Source organism: Streptomyces caniscabiei, assembly GCF_014930365.1.
Classification (GTDB): domain Bacteria; phylum Actinomycetota; class Actinomycetes; order Streptomycetales; family Streptomycetaceae; genus Streptomyces; species Streptomyces caniscabiei.
This window is the reverse complement of sequence record NZ_JABXWI010000021.1, coordinates 30,190-52,564: the sequence shown is the minus strand read 5'-3', so window position 1 is coordinate 52,564 and position 22,375 is coordinate 30,190. Positions and strand designations below refer to the sequence as shown.

Below are 22,375 nucleotides of genomic sequence, written 5' to 3'. Positions count from 1 at the left end.
GGCGTGCAGTCAGGGGTGTCGCGAGACGGCCGTGATCGTTCTACTTGAATATCGAAACACTCCAGGACCGCTCGGCCCGCCGTCCTGCGGCTGCCGCTGCCCGCTCCCTGGTGTGGTGAACATCCGCACGGCTCCGACCCCAGGGGGTTCCAGTGACGGACGAAGCGCGGCTCGTCGAATACATCCGCACCATGACGGGCGACCTCCGCAAGGCCCACCGACGGCTGAAACAGCTGGAGGACGCCGACAGCGAACCCATCGCCGTCGTCGGTATCGGATGCCGTTTCCCCGGCGGCGTCACCGGCCCCGACGACCTGTGGCGCCTGGTGGACGAGGGCCGTGACGCCGTAGGGGCCATGCCCGGCGACCGGGGCTGGGACTTCGACGCCCTGTTCGCCGAGGGGGACGACCGGCTGGGCACCAGCCGTGCGCGGGAGGGCGCCTTTCTGTACGACGCGGGCGAGTTCGACGCCGGCTTCTTCGGTATCTCGCCGCGCGAGGCCCTCGCCATGGACCCGCAACAGCGACTGCTGCTGGAGGTGACCTGGGAAGCGCTGGAACACGCCCGGATCGTGCCGGCCACCCTCGCCGGCAGCCGCACCGGCGTCTACGCCGGGATCATGTACCACGACTACGGCGGCGAACTCTCCACGCTGCCCGACGAGGTCCAGGGCCTGCTGAGCACCGGGGTCGCCGGCAGTGTCCTCTCCGGCCGCGTCGCCTACACCCTCGGCCTCGAAGGGCCCGCCGTCACCGTCGACACGGCCTGCTCCTCCTCCCTGGTCACCCTGCACCTGGCCGCGCAGGCGCTGCGGGCCGGCGAATGCGAACTGGCGCTGGCCGGCGGTGCCACCGTCATGTCGAGCCCCAGCACCTTCGTGGAGAGCACCCGCCAGGGCAACGTGGCCCCCTACGGCCGCTGCCGCTCCTACGCCGAGGCCGCCGACGGTACCGCCTGGGGCGAGGGCGCGGCCGTGATCCTCGTGGAGCGCCTCTCGGACGCCCGGCGCAACGGCCACCAGGTGCTCGCCGTGATCCGGGGCACCGCCGTCAACCAGGACGGTGCCTCCAACGGACTGACCGCGCCCAACGGTCCCTCCCAGCAACGCGTGATCCGGCAGGCGCTGGCGAACGCCCGGCTCACCGCCGCCGATGTCGACGTCGTCGAGGGGCACGGCACCGGCACCCGGCTCGGCGACCCCGTCGAGGCGCAGGCGCTGCTGGCCACCTACGGTGCGGAACGTCCCGCCGGGCAGCCGCTCCGGCTCGGCTCGGTGAAGTCCAACCTCGCACACGCCCAGGCCGCCGCCGGCGCCGCCGGGGTCATCAAGATGGTGATGGCGATACGGCACGGGCGCCTGCCCCGCACCCTCCACGTCGACCGGCCCTCGCCCCAGGTGGACTGGACCACCGGCGCCGTCGAGCTGCTCACCGAGCCGTGCGACTGGCCCGACCTCGGCCGCCCCCGCCGCGCCGCCGTCTCGTCGTTCGGTGTGAGCGGCACCAACGCCCATGTGATCCTCGAACAGGCCCCGGACGGCGCGGAACCGGCCGGGAACGTGACGCGGGCGCCGGACCGGGTGGGCGGCGACGACGCGTCGGACCGGGTGGTCGGCGGCGGCGACGAGCCGGGCCGGGCAGCCGACGGCGTCGCCCCGGTGAGCGCCCGATCCGCCGCCCCTACCGCCGCGCCCCTGCCCGCCGTGCCCGTCCTCCTCTCCGCCCGTGACGCCGACGCCCTGCGGGCCCAGGCTGCCAGGTTGCACGTGCACGTGAGCACGGGCCCGCCTGACGACGGCCCCCGCCTCCTCGACCTCGGTCTCGCCACCGCCACCACACGGGCCGCGCTCGAACACCGGGCCGTGGCCGTCGCGACGGACCCTGAAGAACTCGCCCCCGCCCTGACCGCCCTGGCCTCCGGAGAACCCGCACCCGGCCTCGTCACGGGACTGGCCGACGAACAGCTCTGCGCGTTCCTGTTCACCGGTCAGGGTGCCCAACGGCCCGGCATGGGACAGGAGTTGTACGCCACCTTCCCAGCCTACGCGCAGGCCCTCGACGCCGTCGGGGCGGAACTCGACGGACACCTCGAACATTCCGTGACCGACCTGATGTTCGCGAAACCCGGCACCGACGCCGCCGCGCTGTTGAACGAGACCCAGTACACCCAGGCGGCCACCTTCGCGATGGAGGTGGCGCTCTTCCGACTGCTGGAGAGCTGGGGGGTGACGCCCCGCCACCTGGCCGGGCACTCCATCGGTGAACTGGCCGCCGCCCACGTGTCCGGCATGCTCACGCTGCCCGACGCCTGCGCCCTGGTGGCCGCACGCGGCCGGCTCATGCAGGCCCTGCCGACGGGCGGCGCCATGGCCGCCCTGGAGGCCACCGAGAGCGAGGTCGCGCCGCTGCTCGCCGGTCAGGAGGACGCCGTCGCGCTGGCCGCCGTCAACGCGGAACGTTCCGTGGTGGTCTCCGGCACCGCCGCCGCGGTCACCGCCGTCGCCGAGCACTTCACCGGCCTCGGCCGCCGCACCCGGCGCCTGAGCGTCTCCCACGCCTTCCACTCCCCGCTGATGGACCCCATGCTCGACGACTTCCGTGACGTCGTACGGAAGCTGGAGTTCCATCCGCCCGTCCTGTCCGTCCTCTCCGGCGTCACCGGCGGATTCCTGGACGACGAGGAGTGGCGGTCGCCCGACTACTGGGTCCGTCAGGTCCGGGACACCGTGCGCTTCCACGACGTGACCCGCACCCTGCGGGAGGCGGGCGTCACCACGCAGGTCGAACTGGGCCCGGACGCCGTCCTCACCGCCATGGCCGACGGCGACGACCGGGCCCTCCGACCCGTCGCCACGCAACGCCGCGACCAGGGCGAGACCCGCGCGCTCGTCACCGCCCTCGCCCACCTGCACACGCGGGGCGTCCCGGTGGACTGGGCGGCCTTCTTCGCCGGCCGCGACGCACACCCGGTGCCCCTGCCGACGTACGCCTTCCAGCGGCGCCACTACTGGCTGCGGCCCAAGCCCGGCGCCTCCGCCGGCAGAGCGGCCGGACTGCCCGCCGCCGGGCACCCCCTGCTGGGCGCCGCCGTCACCGTGGCCGGCACCGACACCCTGCTGCTGACCGGCCGCCTCGGCGTGGACTCCCACCCGTGGCTGGCCGACCACGCGGTGGGCGGTTCCGTCCTCGTCCCCGGCACGGCCCTGCTGGAACTCGCCCTGCACGCCGCCGCGCGCCTGGAGGCCACGACACCCGAGGCCCTCGCGGTCGGCGAACTCGTCCTGCGGGCGCCCCTGGTGGTCCCCGCCACCGGCGGCGTACGCGTCCAGGTCGTCGTCGACGGGCCCGGCGACGACGGACGGCGCGCCCTCAGGATCGTCTCCCAGCCGGAGTCCGCAGACGGTGACGCGTGGACCACCCACGCCGACGGCGCCCTCGGCACCGAGGAGCCCGACGACGGCGCGGGCACGGGTGCGGATACGGGCACCGTGTGGCCCCCGGCCGACGCCACTCCCGTCGACACGGACTCCCTCTACGCCGACTTCGCCGCCGGGGGCTTCGCCTACGGCCCGTCCTTCCAGGGCGTCCGGCGCGCCTGGCGGCAGGGCGACGACGTGTACGCCGAGGTCGCCCTGCCCGAATCGGTCGCGGGCGCCGCCGACTTCGCCCTCCACCCCGCGCTCGCCGACGCGGCCCTGCACGCCGCAGTGTTCGCCGGCGGCGCCTTCGCCGAATCGGCCGGAGCGGCCCGGCTGCCGTTCGTCTGGGACGGGGTGACCCTGCATGCCACCGGCGCCACCGCGCTGCGCGTCCGCATCACCCCCACCGGCCCGGCCAGCCTCACCCTGGCCCTCGCCGATCCGACGGGCACCCCCGTGGCGACGATCCGCTCGCTCACCGTCCGCGCCGCCCCCGACCTGGCCGCCCCCGCCCCGGCCGACACACCGGCCGACGACCTCCAACTGCCCGGCTGGGAGAACGTGCCGCTGCCGGCCGACCCCGCCGCCCCGGCCGCCCGCTGGGCCCTCGTCGGGGACCACGGCCGCCTGCCCACCCTGCCCGGAGCCACCCGCCACGCCGCCCCGGCCGCCGCCGCCCGGGACGCCGACCAGGTCGTCCTCGCCCTCGACGCCGCCCTGCCGCCCGGCACCGACCCCGGGGACACCGCCGCCGTGACGGCCGTCCACAGCGTCACCGAACAGGTCCTCGACACCGTACGGGGCTGGCTGTCCGACTCCGCCGACGTGGGCGCCGCCCGGCTGATCCTGCTGCTGCGGGGCGCGGTGCGCGTCGGGCCCGAGGAGGAGGCCCCCGACCCGATCGCCGCGGCCGTGTGGGGACTGGTGAGTTCCGCCGCGCACGAAAACCCCGACCGGATCGCCGTCGTCGACTGGGACGGCGCCGAGGCCTCGGCCGCCGCCCTCACCCGGGCCCTGTCGATCGAGGAACCCCGGCTCGCCCTGCGGGCGGGCAGCGTCCACGCGCCCCGGCTGCTTCCCCTCTCCCGCGACACCGCGCTGCTGCCGCCGCCCGGCCCCGGCCCGTGGGTCCTCGACCGGGTGGGGGACGGTGCGACCATCGACGACCTGGCGCTCGTCCCGGCACCCGAGAGCCTCGCCGCACCGCTCGGCCCCGGCCGGGTACGGGTCGACGTACGCGCCTGCGGGGTGAACTTCCGGGACGTCGTCGTCGCCCTCGGCCTCGTCGACGGACTCAGCGGCCTCGGCGGCGAACTCGCCGGTGTGGTCACCGCCGTCGGCCCCGACGTGCCCGGCATCGAGCCCGGTGACCGCGTCCTCGGCCTCGGCCCCGCCACCTTCGGCCCGGTCGCCGTCACCGACCACCGCTGGCTGGCCCCGATGCCCGACGGCTGGACCTTCGAACAGGCCGCCGCCGTCCCCATCGCCTACCTCACCGCCTACTACGGCCTGGTGGGCCTCGCGGACGTCCAGCCCGGCCAGAAGGTGCTCGTCCACGCCGGAGCCGGCGGCGTCGGCACGGCCGCCGTGCAACTCGCCCGGCACCTGGGCGCCGAGGTCTACGCCACCTCCAGCGCCGGGAAGCGGCAGGTGCTGCGCGCCGCCGGACTCGACGACGACCACACCGCCGACTCCCGCAGCCTCGCCTTCGCCGACCACTTCCGGGAGACAACCGGCGGACAGGGCATGGACGTCGTCCTGGACTGTCTGGCCGGGGCGTTCGTCGACGCGGGCCTCGGCCTGCTGCCGCGCGGCGGGCACTTCCTGGAGATGGGCAAGACCGACATCCGCGCCCCCGGCACCGTCGCCGCCGCCCACCCCGGCGTCACCTACCAGGCCTACGACCTCCAGGAGGCGGCCCCCGACCGGATGCGCGAGATGCTCCGGGCGGTCCTCGACCTCTTCGCGCGCGGCGCCCTCACCCCGCCGCCACTGACGGTCTGGGACATCCGCCGGGCCCGCGACGCCTTCCGGGCGCTCAGCCAGGCCACACTGGTCGGCAAGGCCGTCCTCACCGTCCCCCGTCGAACCGACCCCGAGGGCACGTTCGTCGTCACCGGCGCGAGCGGCCACCTCGGTGGTCTCGTCGCCCGCCACCTCGTCGCCCGGCACGGCGCCCGCCATCTGCTGCTGCTCAGCCGCCGCGGCCCCGACGCCCCGGGCGCGGCCGAACTGGAGGCCGAGCTGCGCGCGGCCGGCGCCGACGGCGTCACCACCCTCGCCTGCGACGTCGCCGACCGGACCGCGCTGCGCACCGCACTGGCCGGGCTGCCCGCCGACCGGCCGACCACGGCGGTCGTGCACACCGCCGGCCTTCTCGACGACGGCATCACCGCCGGGCTCACCGACGAGCAACTCCACCGCGTCCTGCGCCCCAAGACCGACGCCGCCGCCCACCTCGACGCGGTCGTCCGTGAACTCGGCCACGAACCGGCCGTGTTCGCGCTCTTCTCCTCCGCCTCCGGCTTCACCGGCAACCCCGGCCAGGCCAACTACGCGGCGGCGAACCTCTGGCTGGACGCCCTCGCGGCCCGGCGCCGGGCCCGAGGACTCCCGGGCCTCTCCCTGCTCTGGGGGGCCTGGGAACAGGCCGGCGACGGCATGACCGCCGGACTCGGCGACACCGACCAGCGACGGATGGCCCGCTCCGGGCTGCGCGCCCTCGCCCCGGACCGGGGACTCGCCCTGTTCGACACCGCTCTCGGCATGGACGCCGACGCGGTGGCACCGCTGGCGCTGGACACCGCCGCCCTGCGCGCGCAGGCCGAGGCGGGCACCCTGCCCCCCGGCTTCCGCGCCCTCGTCCAGGCTCCCCTCCTGCGGCGCGCCGCCGCCGCGGGCGCCGGGGAACCGGCCCTGGCGGAGCGGCTGGCCGTCCTGTCCGACACCGAGCGCGACCGGCTGCTGCTGGACCTCGTCACCACCCACACCGCCACGGTCCTCGGGCACGGTTCACCGGACACCCTCGGCTCCGGGCGGACGTTCCGCGAACTCGGCTTCGACTCCCTCACCGCGGTCGAACTGCGCAACGGCCTCGCCGCCGCGACCGGACTGCGGCTGCCCGCGACCCTCGTGTTCGACCACCCCACCCCGCAGGCGCTGGCGGACCGGCTGCGCACCGAACTCGCCCCACCGCGGGCCTCCCCGGCCCAAGAGGCGCTCGCCCTGCTCGACGGACTCCTCCGACACCTGGGGGACGTGCCCCACGACGACCCCGACCGCCGACACCTCGACGAACGACTCGGCCAGGCGCTGCGAGCCTGGCGGCGGCCGGACGACCTCGGCACCACCGCCGACCGCGACCACGACCTCGACACGGCCTCCGACGACGACCTGTTCGCCATGGTCGACGACGGGGCCCGGCTTCCCTGACCCCGGCGCCAACGCGCTGCCCGGCAGGGGCCACACCCCGCCCCGCCGGGCAGATGTCACCACCTCCCCCCACCGCGAGGAAAGCGACGCACGTATGTCCAGGACATCCGACGAACCCGGCAGTGAGACCGAGCACAAACTCCGTGAGTACCTCCGGCGGGCCATCACCGACGCCCGTGAGCTGCGCGAGAGGCTGCGGCGGACGGAGGACCGGGTGCGGGAGCCGATCGCCGTCACCGGTATGGCCTGCCGGTTCCCCGGCGGGGTCGCCTCCCCCGACGACCTGTGGCAGCTGGTGGCCGGCGGAGCCGACGCGATCGGTCCCTTCCCCCGCGACCGGGGGTGGCCGCTGGAGGACCTCTACGAAGCGGCCGACGGAATCTCCTCCTCGGTGACTCTCGAAGGCGGCTTCCTCGACGATCCGGCGGGCTTCGACGCGGAGTTCTTCGGCGTCTCGCCGCGCGAGGCGCTGGCGATGGACCCCCAGCAGCGGTTGCTGCTGGAGGTGTCGTGGGAGGCGGTGGAGCGGGCCGGCCTCGACCCCTCGTCGCTGCGGGGCAGCCGTACCGGCGTCTTCCTCGGGGGCGGGGCCGAGAACTTCGTCGGCCTGATGGCGATGAGCCAGGACGCCGAGGAACCCCCGTCGCTGACCGGGATGACCAGCAGTGTCATGTCCGGCCGGGTGGCCTACACGCTCGGGCTGGAGGGCCCCGCGCTGACCGTGGACACGGCCTGCTCCTCCTCCCTCGTCACCCTGCATCTCGCGGTGCAGGCGCTACGCACGGGGGAGTGCGACCTCGCGCTCGCCGGGGGAGTGACCGTGATGTCGACCCCCGGCATCTTCCCCGAGTTCGCCCGCCAGGGCGGCCTCGCCTCCGACGGCCGCTGCAAGGCGTTCGCGGACACTGCCGACGGCACCGGCTGGGGCGAGGGCGTGGGCGTCCTGATGGTGGAGCGGTTGTCGGACGCCCGCCGCCACGGGCGTACGGTGCTGGCGGTGGTGCGGGGGACGGCGGTGAACCAGGACGGCGCCTCGAACGGGCTGACGGCCCCGAACGGCCCGTCGCAACAGCGGGTGATCCGGGACGCGTTGGTGAACGCCGGGCTGTCCCCGGCCGACGTGGACGCGGTGGAGGCGCACGGCACCGGGACCCGGCTGGGCGATCCGATCGAGGCCCAGGCTCTGCTGGCGACGTACGGGCAGGGGCGGCCGGCGGACCGGCCGTTGTGGGTCGGCTCCGTCAAGTCCAACGTCGGGCACACCGTGGCGGCGGCCGGCGTCGGCGGTGTGATCAAGACGGTCATGGCACTCCGGCACGGGGTGCTGCCGAAGACCCTGCACGTGGACCGGCCGACGCGGCAGGTCGACTGGTCGGCCGGGGCGATGGAGCTGCTGACGGAGGCTCGTCCGTGGCCGGAGACGGGACGTGCGCGAAGGGCGGGCGTCTCCTCGTTCGGCATCAGCGGGACCAACGCCCATGTCATCCTCGAACAGGGTGACGAGGTGTGGGGCTTCGCCTCGGAGGACGACGACGGCGCGGGGGCCGTCCCCTGGCTGCTCTCCGCACGTGGTGAGGCCGCGCTGCGGTCCCAGGCGACCAAGCTGCTGGTCCATCTGCGGGACCACCCCGCAACCCGCCCGCAGGACGTCGGTCTCTCGTCCACGCTCACGCGTGCCGCGTTGGAGCAGCGGGCCGTGGTGGTCGGCGCGGGGCGTGCGGAGTTGCTCCGGGGGCTGGCGGCGGTGGCCGAGGGCCGGCCGGACGCGGGCGTGGTGCGGGGACGCGCGGGGGATGGCCCGGGTCCGGTGTTCGTGTTCCCGGGGCAGGGGTCGCAGTGGGCCGGTATGGCGGTGGAGTTGCTGGAGTCCACGCCCGTCTTCGCGGCTCGGATGGCGGAGTGCGAGCGGGCGTTGTCGGTGTTCGTGAACTGGTCGCTGTCCGAAGTTCTCAGTGATGAGGGCGAGTTGGCGCGGGTGGATGTGGTGCAGCCCGTGTTGTGGTCGGTGATGGTGTCGCTTGCGGAGGTGTGGCGGTCGTACGGGGTGGAGCCGGCGGCCGTGGTCGGGCACTCGCAGGGCGAGATCGCGGCGGCGGTCGTGGCGGGGGCCCTGTCGTTGGAGGACGGGGCGCGGGTGGTGGCCCTGCGCTCACGGGCCGTCCTCGCCCTCTCCGGCCGGGGCGGCATGGCGTCCGTGCAACTCCCCGTCGACGAGGTGCGCGCGCTGTCCGCGCCGGCCGACGGCCGTGTCGAGGTGGCGGCGGTCAACGGGCCGTCCTCGGTGGTGGTGGCCGGGGTCCCGGAGGGGCTGGACGAGGTGATCGCCGAGGCCGAGGCGCGCGGCGCGCGGGCACGCCGCATCGCCGTGGACTACGCCTCGCACTCCCACCAGGTCGAGGAGATCCGGGCGGAGTTGGCGGAATCGCTCGGCCCGGTTGCGCCGGTGTCCTCGCGGGTGGCCTACTACTCGTGCGTCACCGGAGACCGGATGGACACCTCCGGGCTGGACGGCGCCTACTGGTTCCGGAACCTGCGTCAGCCGGTGCGGTTCGAGGAGGCCACCCGGGCACTGCTGGAGCAGGGCCACCACCTGTTCGTGGAGATCAGCCCGCACGCCGTGCTCACGGGCGCCGTGCGGGACACCGCGGAGGCGGCCGGGCGCGCGGTCGAGACCCTCGGCACGCTGCGTCGCGGCGAGGGAGGCCCGCGCCGCATGCTCCTCTCCCTGGGCGAGGCGTACGCGCACGGGGCCCCGGTCGACTGGCGGCCCTGCTTCGCCGGATCCGGGGCCCGGACCGTCGACCTGCCCACGTACGCGTTCCAGCACCGGCGCTACTGGACCGAGATGCCGGCCGTGCGCTCCGGGGACGTGGCCCTGGCCGGGCTCGGGCGGGCCGACCACCCCGTACTCCGCGCCGTCGTGGAACCGGCCGACGCGGACCGTACCGTGTTCACCGGGCGGCTCTCGCCGAGGGACCACCCCTGGACGGCCGACCACGTGGTGCACGGCGCCACCCTGCTGCCGGGCACGGCCTTCCTGGAACTGGCGCTGTGGGTGGGCGAGCGACTCGGGACACCCGAGGTCGAGGAACTCGTCCTGGCGGCACCGCTGTCGCTGCGCGAGGCCGAGCCGGTGCGGTTGCAGATCGTGGTGGACGAGCCCGAGGAGGAGGGGCGGCGCGCGGTGCGCTTCTTCTCCCGTACGGAATCGGCCGACGAAGAGGAGTGGACCCGGCACGGCAGCGCCGTCCTCGGACCGGACCCGCAGCCGGAGTTCGACCTGGGCGTCTGGCCGCCCGTCGGGGCGGAACCCGTGGACCTGGACGGCCTCTACGAGAAGACGGAGGCCGCCGGATTCGCGTACGGGCCGGCGTTCCGGGGCCTGAGGGCCGCGTGGCGCCGTGGGAACGAGGTGTTCACCGAGGTCGACATGGACCCCGCGCACACCCCGGGCGACGGTTTCGTGGCACACCCCGCCCTCCTGGACGCCGCCCTGCACGGCGCCGCTCTGCTCCCCGGCACCCTCGACCAGGGCGCGGGGCTGCCGTTCTCCTGGTCGGGCGTCACGGCGTACGCGACGGGTGCCACATCACTGCGGGTACGGCTGGCCCCGACCGGCTCCGGCGGACTGTCCCTGCACGCGGTGGACGCGCTCGGTGCCCCCGTCCTCGCCGTCGGCGAACTCGCCTTCCGCCCGGTCTCCGCCGACCGCCCGGCACCGGCCGCACCTCTGGGGCCGGACGGACTGCTCCGCGTCGAGTGGCAGGAACTGCCGGCCCGCGTGAGTGCCGCCGGTACGTACGCGTGGCTCCGCACGGAATCCGCGCCGGCACGACCGCCGTACGAGGACACGGCGGAGCCAGGGAGCGACGGGGCCGCGTGGTGTCTCCACGGCGATGTGGCGGAACTGGACGCCGCGCTCGCCGCAGGGGCGGCGGCCCCTTCCGCCGTGGTCGCCCGCTGCCCCGTCGCGGCCACCGACGACACTCCGGTCGAGGCCGCCGAACGTGCCGCCGCGTGGGGGCTGGAGCTGCTCCGGGACTGGCTGGGGGCGGACGGGTGCGCGCGGTCGCCGCTCGTCGTGGTCACCCGGGGTGCCGCGCCGGTACCCGGCACCCCGGAGACGGCCACGGGGACCGCCCACGCCACGCTCGTCGGCCTGCTGCGCTCGGCCCAGGCGGAGGAACCGGGCCGGATCGTGCTCGTGGACGTGGACGGGAACGGGGGTGACCATCCGGACGCGGTCGACGAACGGCCGCTCGACGCGGGTGTGCTCGACGCCGCCCTGGCCGCCGCGGAACCCGAAGTGGCCGTGCGCGGCGGCAAGGTCCACGTACGGCGCCTGGTGCGCGCTGCCGGTGAGCCGGACGTCCTGCGTGCGCCGGCCGGAGCCGCGCAGTGGCGGCTGGACGTCACCGAGCCCGGCTCCTTCGGGAACCTCGCGCTCGTGCCCGACACCGGCGGGACCGCCGAACTCGCCGCGGGCCAGGTGCGGGTGGCGGTGCGGGCGGCCGGACTGAACTTCCGGGACACCCTCATCGCCCTGGGGATGTATCCGGACCGGGCCCGGCTCGGCAGTGAGGGCTGCGGGGTGGTCACCGAGGTGGGCCCCGGTGTCGTCCGGCCCGTGCCCGGCGACCGGGTGATGGGAACCCTCGACACCCCCTTCGCGCCGCTGTCCGTCGCCGACGCCCGCCTCCTCGCGCCGGTGCCCGACGGATGGACCGACGTACAGGGCGCGTCGGCGACCGTCGCCTTCCTGACCGCGTACTACGGCCTGGTCGACCTCGGCGGGCTGTGCCCCGGCCGGAGCGTGCTCATCCACGCGGGAGCGGGCGGAGTGGGGACCGCTGCCGTGCGACTCGCCCGCCACCTGGGCGCCGAGGTGTACGCGACGGCCTCCCGGCCCAAGTGGGACGCGCTGCGAGCCGCCGGTCTCGACGACCGGCACATCGCGGACTCGCGCACCCTCGACTTCCGGGACGCGTTCCTCGCCGCCACCGACGGCCGCGGCATGGATGTCGTACTCAACTGCCTGGCGGGAGAGTTCACCGACGCCTCCCTCGAACTGCTGGCGCCCGACGGGCAGTTCGTGGAGATGGGCAAGACCGATCTGCGGGACCCCGTCCGCGTCGCCGCCGACCGTCCCGGGGTCGGATACCGGCCGTTCGACCTGGCCGACGCGGGACCGGAGCGCATTCAGGAGATCCTGCGCGCGCTGGGAGACCTGTTCGAGGACGGCACGCTCACCCCGCCCCCGGCCACCGTCTGGGACGTCCACGAGGCGCCGAGCGCGTTCCGGGCCCTGGCACGGGCCGGCCTCGTGGGCAAGGCCGTCCTGACCGTACCGCCCGCCGGGTTCGCCCCCGACGAGGCCGTGCTCGTCACCGGCGGCACCGGCACCCTGGGAGCCCTGGTCGCCCGGCGCCTGGTCACCCACCACGCGGCCCGACGGCTCGTGCTGCTGTCCCGCTCGGGACCACGGGCACCCGAGGCACAGGCGCTGCGCGCCGAACTCGCCGACGCGGGCGCCGACGCCGAGATCGTGGCCGGCGACATCGCCGACCCGGATGCCGTGGACCGGCTCCACGACGTCCTCGCGCGCCTCGGGGCGCGGTTGGGCGGGGTCGTGCACTGCGCGGGCGCCACCGACGACGGGGCGATCGGCTCCCTGACGCCCGACCGGCTCGCCGGCGTCCTCCGGCCGAAGACCCACGGCGCCTGGAACCTGCACCGGCTCACACGACTCCACCCGGAGACACGGCGGTTCGTCCTTTTCTCCTCGGCGGCCGCCACCCTGGGCTCGCCGGGCCAGGCCAACTACGCGGCCGCCAACGCCTTCCTCGACGCCCTCGCCCACCACCGGCGGGCACAAGGGCTCCCCGCCGTGTCCATCGGATGGGGGCTGTGGGAGCAGAGCAGCGCGCTCACCGCCCATCTGGACGCCACCGACCACCGCAGACTGCGGGCCGGGGGCTTCCGGGCCCTGCCCACCGACGCGGCACTCGCCCTGTTCGACGAGGTGCTCCTCGACGGGACGACGGCACCCACGGTCGTGGCCGCGCCGGTCGACCGTGCCGCCCTGCGGGCCCGCCACGCGCGTGAACCGCTGCCCGCGCTGTTCCAGCGCCTCCTCGGCCCGACCGCGGCCCGCGCACGCCGCCGGGCCGCCGCCCAGCAGACCCATGAGCCCGGGGAGGCGCTGCGCGGACGTCTGGCGGCGATGCCCGAGGAAAGGCGCACCACCGCCCTGCTCGCCCTGGTACGCGGCGAGGTCGCCGCCGTGCTCGGCCACGCCACGCCTCAACTGGTGGACGCGGACCGGTCGTTCCGTGAGATGGGCTTCGACTCCCTCACGGCCGTGGAGCTCCGCAACCGGCTCAACACGGCTACGGGGCTACGACTTCCGGCTACTCTGGTTTTCGATCACCCACGGCTCGACGCGCTCGCCGCCCGTGTGTCGGCCGAACTCGCGCCGGGCGACGGCCGGTCGGACACGGGGCCGGACGGCGGTGAACGGGAGGCGGAGATCCGCAGCCTCATCATGTCCGTACCCCTGGCGCGACTGCGCGAGAGCGGACTGCTCGACCCGCTGCTCGCCCTGGCCGCCGGCCGGACGGTGTCCCCGGACACGGCCGCGCGCGCGGAACCCGACCAGAGTGACGAGATTCGCGCCATGGACGCGGCGGCCCTCGTGGAAATGGCCAGATCCCTTTCCCTGGAAGGCGAGAAGGGCAGATAACTGGCGCCCAAACATGTGTCCCCGGAGAAGTCTGAGATTCTTCACATGGGGCATCCGTAGCGTTTTGGTATGCCACTTCCATGGTCGCTGCGCCTTGGCTATGTTGGGTGCCGGGTCCGTGGATCGCTGGTGGCGCGGCGGAGCAGGACTTACGTGGTATCGCTCGTATTACCGATGCGGTGTTTGCGGGGGCACCGAAGGCATCGGACAGTTCTACAGACCGTCCGGCGCGCTCTGCGACCGTTCTGGATTGATTCCACAGAACACGCAGAACACGGTGGGGTGTGATTGGGGTTAAGTACATGTTGTTTTCTGGCAGAGAAGACAAACTGCGACTCATGCAGTCCCTCCTCGCAGAGTGTGAGCGTGGCACAGCCACCACCGTGGTTCTGGAGGGCGGTGCCGGCTGCGGGAAGACCGACCTCATGGACGGATTCGCGCACCATGCCGCGGAGCGGGGCGCGACCGTGCTCACCGCCGCCGATCTCAGCGGATTAACCGCACCGGGAACGAAGAACCCGGCCACGGCGGACCGCCCGGAAGGCGGCGAGCCGCTGGAATTAGACGACTGGATAGCCTCCCTCACCCGGACCTCACCCGTCGTCGTCTGCTTCGACAAGCCCCAGGACCGGGAGGCGCCGCACTGGCGCCGACTGCTGGAAGCCACCCGGCGACGGCTGCGCAAGCGCCCTGTCATGCTGGTGCTCACCCTGCCGCCGTTCGGCGGCTGCAAGGGGGACGTGCACTGCGACCTGCTCCGTCAGCCCAACCTCCACCGCATCAGGTTGGGCCTGCTGGACCGGGAACAGACCGTCGAACTCTGCGAGGAACTCCACGGCCGCCCGCTGGACGAGGAGTCGCGTGACGTCCTGCACGCCGTGAGCGGCGGCAGCCCGCTCCTCGTCCGCGCCCTGGCCGAGGAACTGGACATGCGGACACGCACCGACCTGGGAGCACCCTGGCCCTACCCGCGTGGCCTGTACGCGCAGGTGGCCATGGACTGCGTACGCAACAGCGGCGCCGGGGCCGAGACCGTCGCGCTCGGTATGGCCGCGCTGCGCGAGTTCTCCGACCTCGCCACCCTGACGTCCGTGCTGCCGCTGGACGCCCCGGAGATCGTGCGCGGCATGACCCTGCTGCGCGAGGCCGGTCTGGTCGACGGCTGGCGGCTGAGGCACCCGGTGATGGAGGCCGCGGTCCTGGAACGGGCGGGCCGCGACCGGCGGGACGAGATCCTCCTGCGGACGGCGGAACGACTGCGTGAGCGCGGCGCTGGCGCCCGGGTGACGGCCCGCTACCTGCTGGAGATCGGCCATGCCGGCGAGTCGTGGCAGGTGGCCACGCTCCAGCGCGCGGCCGACGAGGCCCTGGCCGTGGACGACACTCCTTTCGCGGTGGCCTGCGTGGAACTCGCCCAGGCCTCCACCACCGACTGCTGGGAGCGGGCCAGACTCGCGCTGAAACGTTCCGTGGTGCTGCTGCGGACCGAGCCCTGGCGGGTCGAGCAGCTGTTCCTGGAGAAGTCCGAGTGGCCCGGCTGCGCCCACGGAGCGAGCCCCTGCCCCGCGCGCCTGGTGCTGACGGCGCTGCTGCTGATCGGATGCGGCCGGCTGGAGGAGGGGAGCGCCATGCTGCGCGGCGTGACCCCGCCCGCCGTGGACACGGGGGAGACGGGGCCGCGACCGGACCACTTCGACGAAGGCTGGCCCTGGTTCTTCTGCCTCACCCCCGGAGTGCCGGACGCCTGGGCCCTGCGCATGTCGTCCGAGCGGACCGCGTGCGGCGAGGGCCACGACATCGGCGGACAGGTCTCCGCCGACGGAGTCAGGATCCAGGTCTGCGTCAACCGCCACCACGTCCGCAGCCGCGCCGTCCACGAGATCGAGGAGCACCTCGGGGCCTGGACCCTCGGCGACACCACCCTCGCGCTGATCGTCCCCGAACTGCGCCATCTGACGGCCATCGGCCGGCCGGACCTGGCCGACGCGTGGACCGAGCGCTTCCGGCGCGAGGCCGCCGAACGCGGCGTGGAGGGCTGGCGTCAGCTCTTCACGGCGCTGCGCGCCGAAAGCTGCCTGGCCCTGGGCAGGATGACGGAGGCCGAGGCCCATGCCCGGGAAGTCGTGGCGCTGGGCGGGGACGTGCCGAGTCACTGGCTGTGCGGCGGGGTCCTCACCGTCCTGGTCGCCGCCTGCACGGCCTCCGGCCAGTACGAGGAGGCCGTCCGGCTGCTCGACCGGCCCGTCCCCGACGGTTTCTTCCGCAGCGCGTACGGGCTGGACTACCTCAGGGCACGCGGTCAGTTCCTGCTCGCGGTGGGCCGGCCGCATCTCGCGCTGTCGGACTTCCTGGCCGTGGGCCGGCACGCCGAGCGCTGGGAACTGTCCCTCAGGCCCCAGTCGACCTGGCGGATCGACGCGGCCGAGGCCTGGCTCGCGCTCGGCAACGTCCGAGAGGCCGAGCAGATGCTCGACGCCCACGCGTGCGAGTCCGGCTCCGACGGCGCCCTGACCGCCGGCCTGTGGCTGCGTGTCCGGGCCCAGCTCGCACAGGTGTGCGAGCGGCCGGGGTTGCTCACCCGGGCCGCCGAACACGCCCAGGCGTCCGGCAACTCCTGGGAACTGGCACGTGTCCTCGTCGACCTCGCGCAGGCCTACAAGGACCTCGACCAGTCCGCCCGCGCCGATCTGACCCTCCGCAAGGCGCGGCAACTGGCCGAGGAATGCGGGTCCGTTCCCCTGAGGGAGCGGATCGCCTTTCTCGGGCTCACCGACGAGTACCAGGTCGTACGGTCCCGCGGCGGAGCTCTCCAGATCCCGGCCCCCGCCGCGAAACTCAGCGACTCGGAACGGCGCGTGGCGGTCCTCGCGGCACGGGGCATGACGAACCGTGAGATCTCCGGCGAGCTCTTCATCACCGTCAGCACGGTCGAGCAGCACCTCACACGTGTATACAAGAAACTCGACATCACCTCCCGTCAGGAACTGCCCCTGCACATAGAACTGGGGTTACCCGAAAGCGCGTGAGCCCGGTTCTCCGGGGTGGGGTAGGGGTTGTCCGGCCGCATGGGCCCTGCCAGATTTCTCGGGACGGTGAATCCGCGATCCGTGTTTTCGTGAATCCCCGAGAAATCAGAGGTTTCGGCATGGTCAATTTCAAGGTGTTGCTGTCGGACGGCCCCTCCTCCTTTCCCGAGGAGGAGAGGATCCAGTTCGCGACCTCACTGACGGAGAAGATCAAGCACCGGTTCGGTGCGGGATACGAGCATTTCGTCCATGCCGGGGAATTCACCACGATCGACGGTGAGGAGGTCGCCGTGTTCCGCTGGTCGACCCGGACCGCGATCGCGGAATAGGGGGTGCGGCCGACATGGGTACTGTGACCGACGCGGTGCTCGCGGGGGCGCACCCCGAGGAGCTGGAACACGCGGCTCTGCCGGAGGAGTTCACCGCCGCCCACCTCCGGGTCGAGGACGTGGACATCTTCCGCGACGTCGCCGACAAGGACGTGCGCAAGACCCTCCGGGTCGGCCCCGTGCCGATGCCGGAGCCCGCCCCCGACGAAGTGCTGATCGCCGTCATGGCCAGCTCGATCAACTACAACACCGTCTGGTCCGCCATCTTCGAACCCCTTCCGACCTTCCGCTTCCTCGCCTCCTACGGACGGCAGGGCGGGTGGGCCGCCCGCCACGACCAGCCCTTCCACGTCCTCGGCTCGGACGCGGCCGGCGTGATCGTCCGGGTCGGCTCGGCGGTCCGGCGCTGGCGCGTGGGCGACCACGTCCTCGTCAACGCCGCCTGCGTCGACGAGCAGGAGGCCGTCACCCAGGCCGACGGCATGCTCGGCGAGCACCAGCTCGCCTGGGGCTACGAGACCAACTTCGGCGGCCTCGCCCACTACTGCCTCGCCCGGGCAGGCCAACTCATTCCCAAGCCCGCCCACCTCACCTGGGAGGAGGCCGCCTCCGTACCCGCCTGCGCCGGCACCTCCTACCGGATGCTGGTCTCGGACCGCGGCGCCCGGATGAAACAGGGCGACGTCGTGCTGATCTGGGGCGCCACGGGCGGCGTCGGCGCCTACGCCGTGCAGTTCGTCAAGAACGGCGGCGGCATCCCCGTCGGCGTCGTCGGCTCCCCGCAGAAGGCGGAAGCACTCCGGGCCCTCGGCTGCGACATCGTCATCGACCGCTCGGAGATCGGCATCGGCGCGTCGGAGGGCGACGACTTCGAGCAGGCCATCGTCGACGGCAAACGGCTCGGCGCCGTCATCCGCCGCGAGACCGGCGAGGACCCGCACATCGTCTTCGAACACGTCGGACAGGCCACCTTCGGGATGTCCCTGTTCGTGGTGCGACGCGGCGGCACCGTCGTCACCTGCGGCTCCAGCACCGGCTATCGGCACCGCTACGACAACCGCTACCTGTGGATGAAACTCAAACGGGTGATCGGCAGCCATGTGGCCAACCTCCACGAACAGTGGGAGTGCGCCCGGCTGTTCACCCAGGGCCGGATCATGCCCGTGATGTCCTCGCTCTTCCCGCTGGAAGAGGTCGGCGAGGCCACCCGGCTGGTACAGCGCAACGAGCACATCGGCAAGGTCGGCGTGCTGTGCCTGGCCCCCGAACCCGGCCTCGGCGTCACCGACCCGGAGCTGCGGGCCCGGATCGGCGCCGACCGGCTCAACCCGCTGCGGCCCTTCGCCGCCGACGTGCCCGGCGCACTGGAGGTGACGGTGTGACCCCCTCCATCGGCATCCTCGGCACCGGCTCCTACCTCCCCAAGGAGGAGATCACCAACGAGGAGATCGCCCGCCGCGTCCCGAACATCACCGCCGAGTGGATCGGCCGCCGCACCCTGATCCAGGGCCGCCGCTACGCGGCACCGGACGAGGCCACCTCCGACCTCGCCCGGCACGCCGCGGTCGCCGCCCTCGCCCGGGCCGGCGTCGAGGCGGACCGCGTCGACCACCTCATCGTCGCCACCTCCACCGGCGACGCCCCCCTGCCGCCCACTTCCTCCCTGGTGCAGAACGCGCTGGGCGCCCACCGCGCGGCCTGCTTCGACATCAACATCGCCTGCGCCGGCTTCGTGCACGCCCTCGACATCGCCCGCGCTCTCGTGGCACTGCGCCCCGGCACCCTCGCGCTGGTGATCGGCGCCGACCTGTACTCGCGGTTCCTCGACTACGACGACCGCGGCACCGCCGTCCTGCTCGGCGACGCCGCCGGTGCCGCGGTGGTGGGCGCCGTCCCGGAACCGTACGGGATCATCGACACCGAACTCGTCGGCCGGGGCGACGCCCACGAACTGATCTGGATCGAGGGCGGCGGCAGCCGGGTCCCCGCGTCCGCCGACACCGTCGCGAACGGCGGACACTACCTCCGTATGAACGGGCGGGGCGTCGCCGATTTCGTCATGGAGAACGTGCCCGTGATGGTCGGCTCCCTGATGGCGCGCACCGGCACCCCCCTGGACCAGGTCGCGCACTTCGTGCCGCACCAGGCCAACGGAGTGCTCCTCGGTGAACTGGTCGAACGCTGCGGCCTCGCCGGCGCCCGCACCCACACACCCCTGGTCACCTACGGCAACATGGGCGCCGCCTCGGTCGCCGTGGCCCTCGACGAAGCGTCCCGCGCGGACCTGCTGGCCGACGGCGAACTGCTGCTGCTCGCCGGTTTCGGCGCGGGCATGGCGGCGGGGCTCTGCCTGCTGCGCTGGCACGCCTGAACGGCCGCACCACCTCCCCCCTTCGGTGACCTTCTTCCACCGAGCCTGTTCCTCAGCCCTGCACCAGAAAGGGAGCACCTTCCGTGACCGTGACACCCGAGCGTGAAGACATCGCCTTCCCCCTTTTGCGGAAGTGCCCCTACACGCCGCCCGACGAGTACGTGAAGTTCCGGGAAACCGAGGCACCCACTCCCGGGCAGCTCTACAACGGCAGGCGGGTCTGGCTCGTCACCCGGTACGAGCAGGTGCGGGCCATTCTCGGCGACGAACGCTTCAGCTCCGACATCACGAATCCCGGATATCCCATCTACGCCGAGGCCTTCGAGGGATCCCGTGGCTTTCCCATGCTGTTCACGATGGACCCGCCGCAGCACACCGTGCAGCGCAAGGCCGTCATCCGGGAATTCACCCTGCGCAGAGCGGAGGACCTGCGGCCGCAGATGCAGCGAAAAGCCGACGAACTGATCGACGCCATGCTCGCGGAGGGAAACTCCGCGGACCTGGTCGAGAAGTTCGCCGGGCCGTTCTCCGGCATCATCACCTGTTGGGCCCTGGGCATGGAGTACAGCGATATGCAGGCCTGGCTCGCCGGCAACCGGGAAGTCCGGGAGAAGGCCCACGCGGTCCTCGACACCGAACAGGTGGGTGCCGAGGTGAGCATGCGCATGATGGCGTTGCAGGAGTACTTCCTCAGGTTCATCGAGGCCAAGGAGGAGGAACCGGGCGACGACCCGGTGAGCCGGGTGATCGCCCAGCACGTCACCACCGGCACGCTCAGCCGGACCGAACTCGCCAACCTCTGCTTCCTGATCTTCATCGCCGGCCAGACACCGGTCCAGGCCATGCTGACCGTCGGGGTGGGCCTGCTGCTGGAGCGGCCCGATCAACTGGCCCTCGTCCGGGACGACCCCAAGGTCCTGCCCGGCACCGTCGACGAGATGATGCGCATGGTCAGCCCGCTCGACCTGATGGCGCGCGTCGCCCTGGAGGACGTCGAGGTCGGAGGGCAACTGATCCGCGCCGGCGAGGGCCTCCTCGTCGCCAACGGCGGCGCCAACCACGACCCGGCCGAGTTCCCCGACCCCGGCCGGCTGGACGTGCGCCGCGCCGCACGAGGGCACCTCGCCTTCGGCTCCGGCATCCACCACTGCCTGGGAGCCAATCTGACCCGGGTCGGCCTCGAAGTCGCGTACGGAACCCTCTTCCGGCGGCTACCGGGACTGCGGCTCGCCGTGCCGATGGAGGAGATGTACGACAGGCCGCTCTGGCACCCGGAGCTGCAGCGGATGCCGGTCACCTGGTGAGGACGACGGTCGCCCGATGAGGCTGAGCACGGCGAAGCGGTCGCCACCCCGCCGGGGTGGCGACCGCTTTCGGGTGACCGCAGTGGCCGAGGGCGACGGCGGCGGCCCAGGGCGGTGGCCGACGGCATCGGCGTCGTCCGACGTCCGACCGGCCGTCGGACGACAGCCGACCGGCCGTCAGATGAGCAGCTGACCGCCGTCCGACACCAGGACGTGACCGGTGCAGAAGCCGTCGGACATCAGATAGACGTACGCCTTGGCCACATCGGACGGGTCGGCGACCCGCCCGACCGGCAACTTCGGCCCGTGCTGGGCGAAGAACCGCTCCGCCCCCTCGGGGTCGGCCTCCGTCGTCAGCGGTGTCCTGACCACGCCTGCCGCGACCGCGTTGACCCGGACCGGCGCCAACTCCAGCGCCAGCGACCGGATCATCGCCTCGATCCCCGCGTACAGCGGACCGCCTACGGCGGTACCGACGGGGATGTAGGGGCGGCGACCGCTGGTGCCGGTGGTGAACACCATGGAACCGCCCTCACGGATGTGCTGGACACCGTGCTTGGCGGCCGCCAGCGCGCCCCAGAACCGTACGGTGAAGAGCTGGTGGGCCTCCGCGATGGCCACGTCCTTCAACGGTTGGATCCCCACCCGGTCCCCGGCGGTGAAGACCAGGTGGTCGAAGGCCCCGACCTCGTCGAAGAAGCGGGCGACGTCCTTCTCGTCGGAGACGTCCACCGTGTGGCCCTCCGTGCCGGCGGGGAGAGCCGTGAGTGCCTTGTCCACGCTGGCCCGGCGGCTGGAGGCGACCACCACGGACGCTCCCGCCGCCGAGGCGGCCTCGGCGACCCCCAGACCGATGCCCATCGTGCCGCCGATAGCGACGACGCGTTTGCCTTCGAGTGCCATGTCCTTGCGTCTCCCCTCTGCGTTGCCGGGTGAGTTTCGCGGCCACGCGGCGCTTGGGCCGCAGCCGCCCGGAGATCCGGGAAAAGGCCCGGGAATTCGCCGTCCGCTCTTCGGCGGAGGCGTCCGGCAAGTGAGCCGGTCCCACCGTCGGGAGCCTAATGGGACGACCTGACGGCAAACACCCCTAGCCGGATCCCGCAGCCCCCGAACAACTGCCGAGGCACCCCTACTTAACACGGTCGGGCTTGTGCGCGACGATGCCGCGTTCATAGTTTCCGAGGGAAGGAAAGACGTCCCGAACTCGCGGAGTAGGCCATGAGCGCACAGCCCGTACAGCCCTCGGACGAGGTCATGCGGGATTCCCTTCCCGCCGACAGCGGGGAGGTCGTGTTTCCCGGCCGTCCCGACGTCGCGCCGGAAATGAAGCAACTCGACTTCCTGCTCGGAGATTTCCGCGTCGAGTACACGAATTTCACCACCGAGAAGGTCACCACCGGCGAAGCGACCTGGTCCACCCACCCCGTGGCCGAGGGCCGGTTCCTCCACATGACCCAGACGATCCCGGTGCCCGGCATCGTCGCCGACTGGCTCTTCGGCTGGAGCGAGGTGGACTCCGCCTTCATCTGCTTCTACTACGACGACTGGGGCAACCACGGCACGTTCACCAGCCCCGGCTGGGCCGACGGCCGCTTCAGGGTCTCCGGCGACAGCGCCGTCTTCGGCGGACGCCACAGCTTCGTGGACGACTTCTCGGTCGTCGACGCCGACCACTTCTTCAAGAAGGGGTTCATCGCCGTGGGCGACGACCTGGTCCAGGGCGACGAGATGCACTGCTACCGGATCTGACCG

At 73.2% G+C, this 22,375-nt stretch carries 9 protein-coding genes; 8 read left to right on the top strand and 1 reads right to left on the bottom strand.

Annotated elements, in window-relative coordinates:
- Nucleotides 1-152: 152 nt before the first annotated feature.
- From HW837_RS49780 to HW837_RS40000, 7 genes are all read left to right on the top strand, one after another.
- Nucleotides 153-6,851, top strand: coding sequence for a type I polyketide synthase (locus HW837_RS49780; RefSeq protein WP_193381722.1), 6,699 nt, complete (start codon nucleotides 153-155; stop codon nucleotides 6,849-6,851).
- A gap of 94 nt (nucleotides 6,852-6,945) precedes the next feature.
- Complete coding sequence (locus HW837_RS40025; RefSeq protein WP_193381723.1) at nucleotides 6,946-13,593, top strand: type I polyketide synthase; 6,648 nt, start codon at nucleotides 6,946-6,948, stop codon at nucleotides 13,591-13,593.
- 338 nt (nucleotides 13,594-13,931) lie between these two features.
- On the top strand, nucleotides 13,932-16,619 hold the full coding sequence (locus HW837_RS40020) for a LuxR family transcriptional regulator (RefSeq protein ID WP_078853490.1): 2,688 nt from the start codon (nucleotides 13,932-13,934) through the stop codon (nucleotides 16,617-16,619).
- Nucleotides 16,620-16,738: 119 nt separating this feature from the next.
- The gene (locus tag HW837_RS40015) at nucleotides 16,739-16,948 is read left to right on the top strand and encodes a DUF5988 family protein (RefSeq protein ID WP_045558328.1); all 210 of its coding nucleotides are present in this window, start codon (nucleotides 16,739-16,741) and stop codon (nucleotides 16,946-16,948) included.
- A gap of 14 nt (nucleotides 16,949-16,962) precedes the next feature.
- The gene (gene ccrA, locus HW837_RS40010; RefSeq protein ID WP_193381724.1) at nucleotides 16,963-18,330 is read left to right on the top strand and encodes a crotonyl-CoA carboxylase/reductase; all 1,368 of its coding nucleotides are present in this window, start codon (nucleotides 16,963-16,965) and stop codon (nucleotides 18,328-18,330) included.
- Complete coding sequence (locus tag HW837_RS40005) at nucleotides 18,327-19,319, top strand: 3-oxoacyl-ACP synthase III family protein (RefSeq protein WP_045558326.1); 993 nt, start codon at nucleotides 18,327-18,329, stop codon at nucleotides 19,317-19,319. The genes ccrA and HW837_RS40005 overlap by 4 nt, the downstream gene beginning before the upstream one ends.
- 83 nt (nucleotides 19,320-19,402) lie before the next feature.
- Entirely contained in the window at nucleotides 19,403-20,623 is a 1,221-nt protein-coding gene (locus HW837_RS40000; RefSeq protein ID WP_093790803.1) for a cytochrome P450, read from the top strand.
- A 177-nt stretch (nucleotides 20,624-20,800) separates the two neighbouring features.
- On the opposite strand, the gene HW837_RS39995 is transcribed toward HW837_RS40000, so the two are convergent.
- Nucleotides 20,801-21,526, bottom strand: coding sequence for an SDR family oxidoreductase (locus tag HW837_RS39995; protein WP_045558324.1), 726 nt, complete (start codon nucleotides 21,524-21,526; stop codon nucleotides 20,801-20,803).
- Between the two features lie 315 nt (nucleotides 21,527-21,841).
- On the opposite strand from HW837_RS39995, the gene HW837_RS39990 reads away from it, so the two are divergent.
- Nucleotides 21,842-22,372 (top strand): NlmOI, encoded by a 531-nt coding sequence (locus tag HW837_RS39990; protein ID WP_237270580.1) that lies wholly within the window; start codon nucleotides 21,842-21,844, stop codon nucleotides 22,370-22,372.
- Nucleotides 22,373-22,375: the final 3 nt, after the last annotated feature.

Excerpts from the sequence above, each read along its gene's own strand:
- HW837_RS40025 (WP_193381723.1), top strand. The coding sequence starts at position 6,946 with ATGTCCAGGACATCCGACGAACCCGGCAGTGAGACCGAGCACAAACTC.
- HW837_RS40020 (WP_078853490.1), top strand. The coding sequence starts at position 13,932 with ATGCAGTCCCTCCTCGCAGAGTGTGAGCGTGGCACAGCCACCACCGTG.
- HW837_RS40015 (WP_045558328.1), top strand. The coding sequence starts at position 16,739 with ATGGTCAATTTCAAGGTGTTGCTGTCGGACGGCCCCTCCTCCTTTCCC.
- ccrA (WP_193381724.1), top strand. The coding sequence starts at position 16,963 with ATGGGTACTGTGACCGACGCGGTGCTCGCGGGGGCGCACCCCGAGGAG.
- HW837_RS39995 (WP_045558324.1), bottom strand. The coding sequence starts at position 21,526 with ATGGCACTCGAAGGCAAACGCGTCGTCGCTATCGGCGGCACGATGGGC.
- HW837_RS39990 (WP_237270580.1), top strand. The coding sequence starts at position 21,842 with ATGAGCGCACAGCCCGTACAGCCCTCGGACGAGGTCATGCGGGATTCC.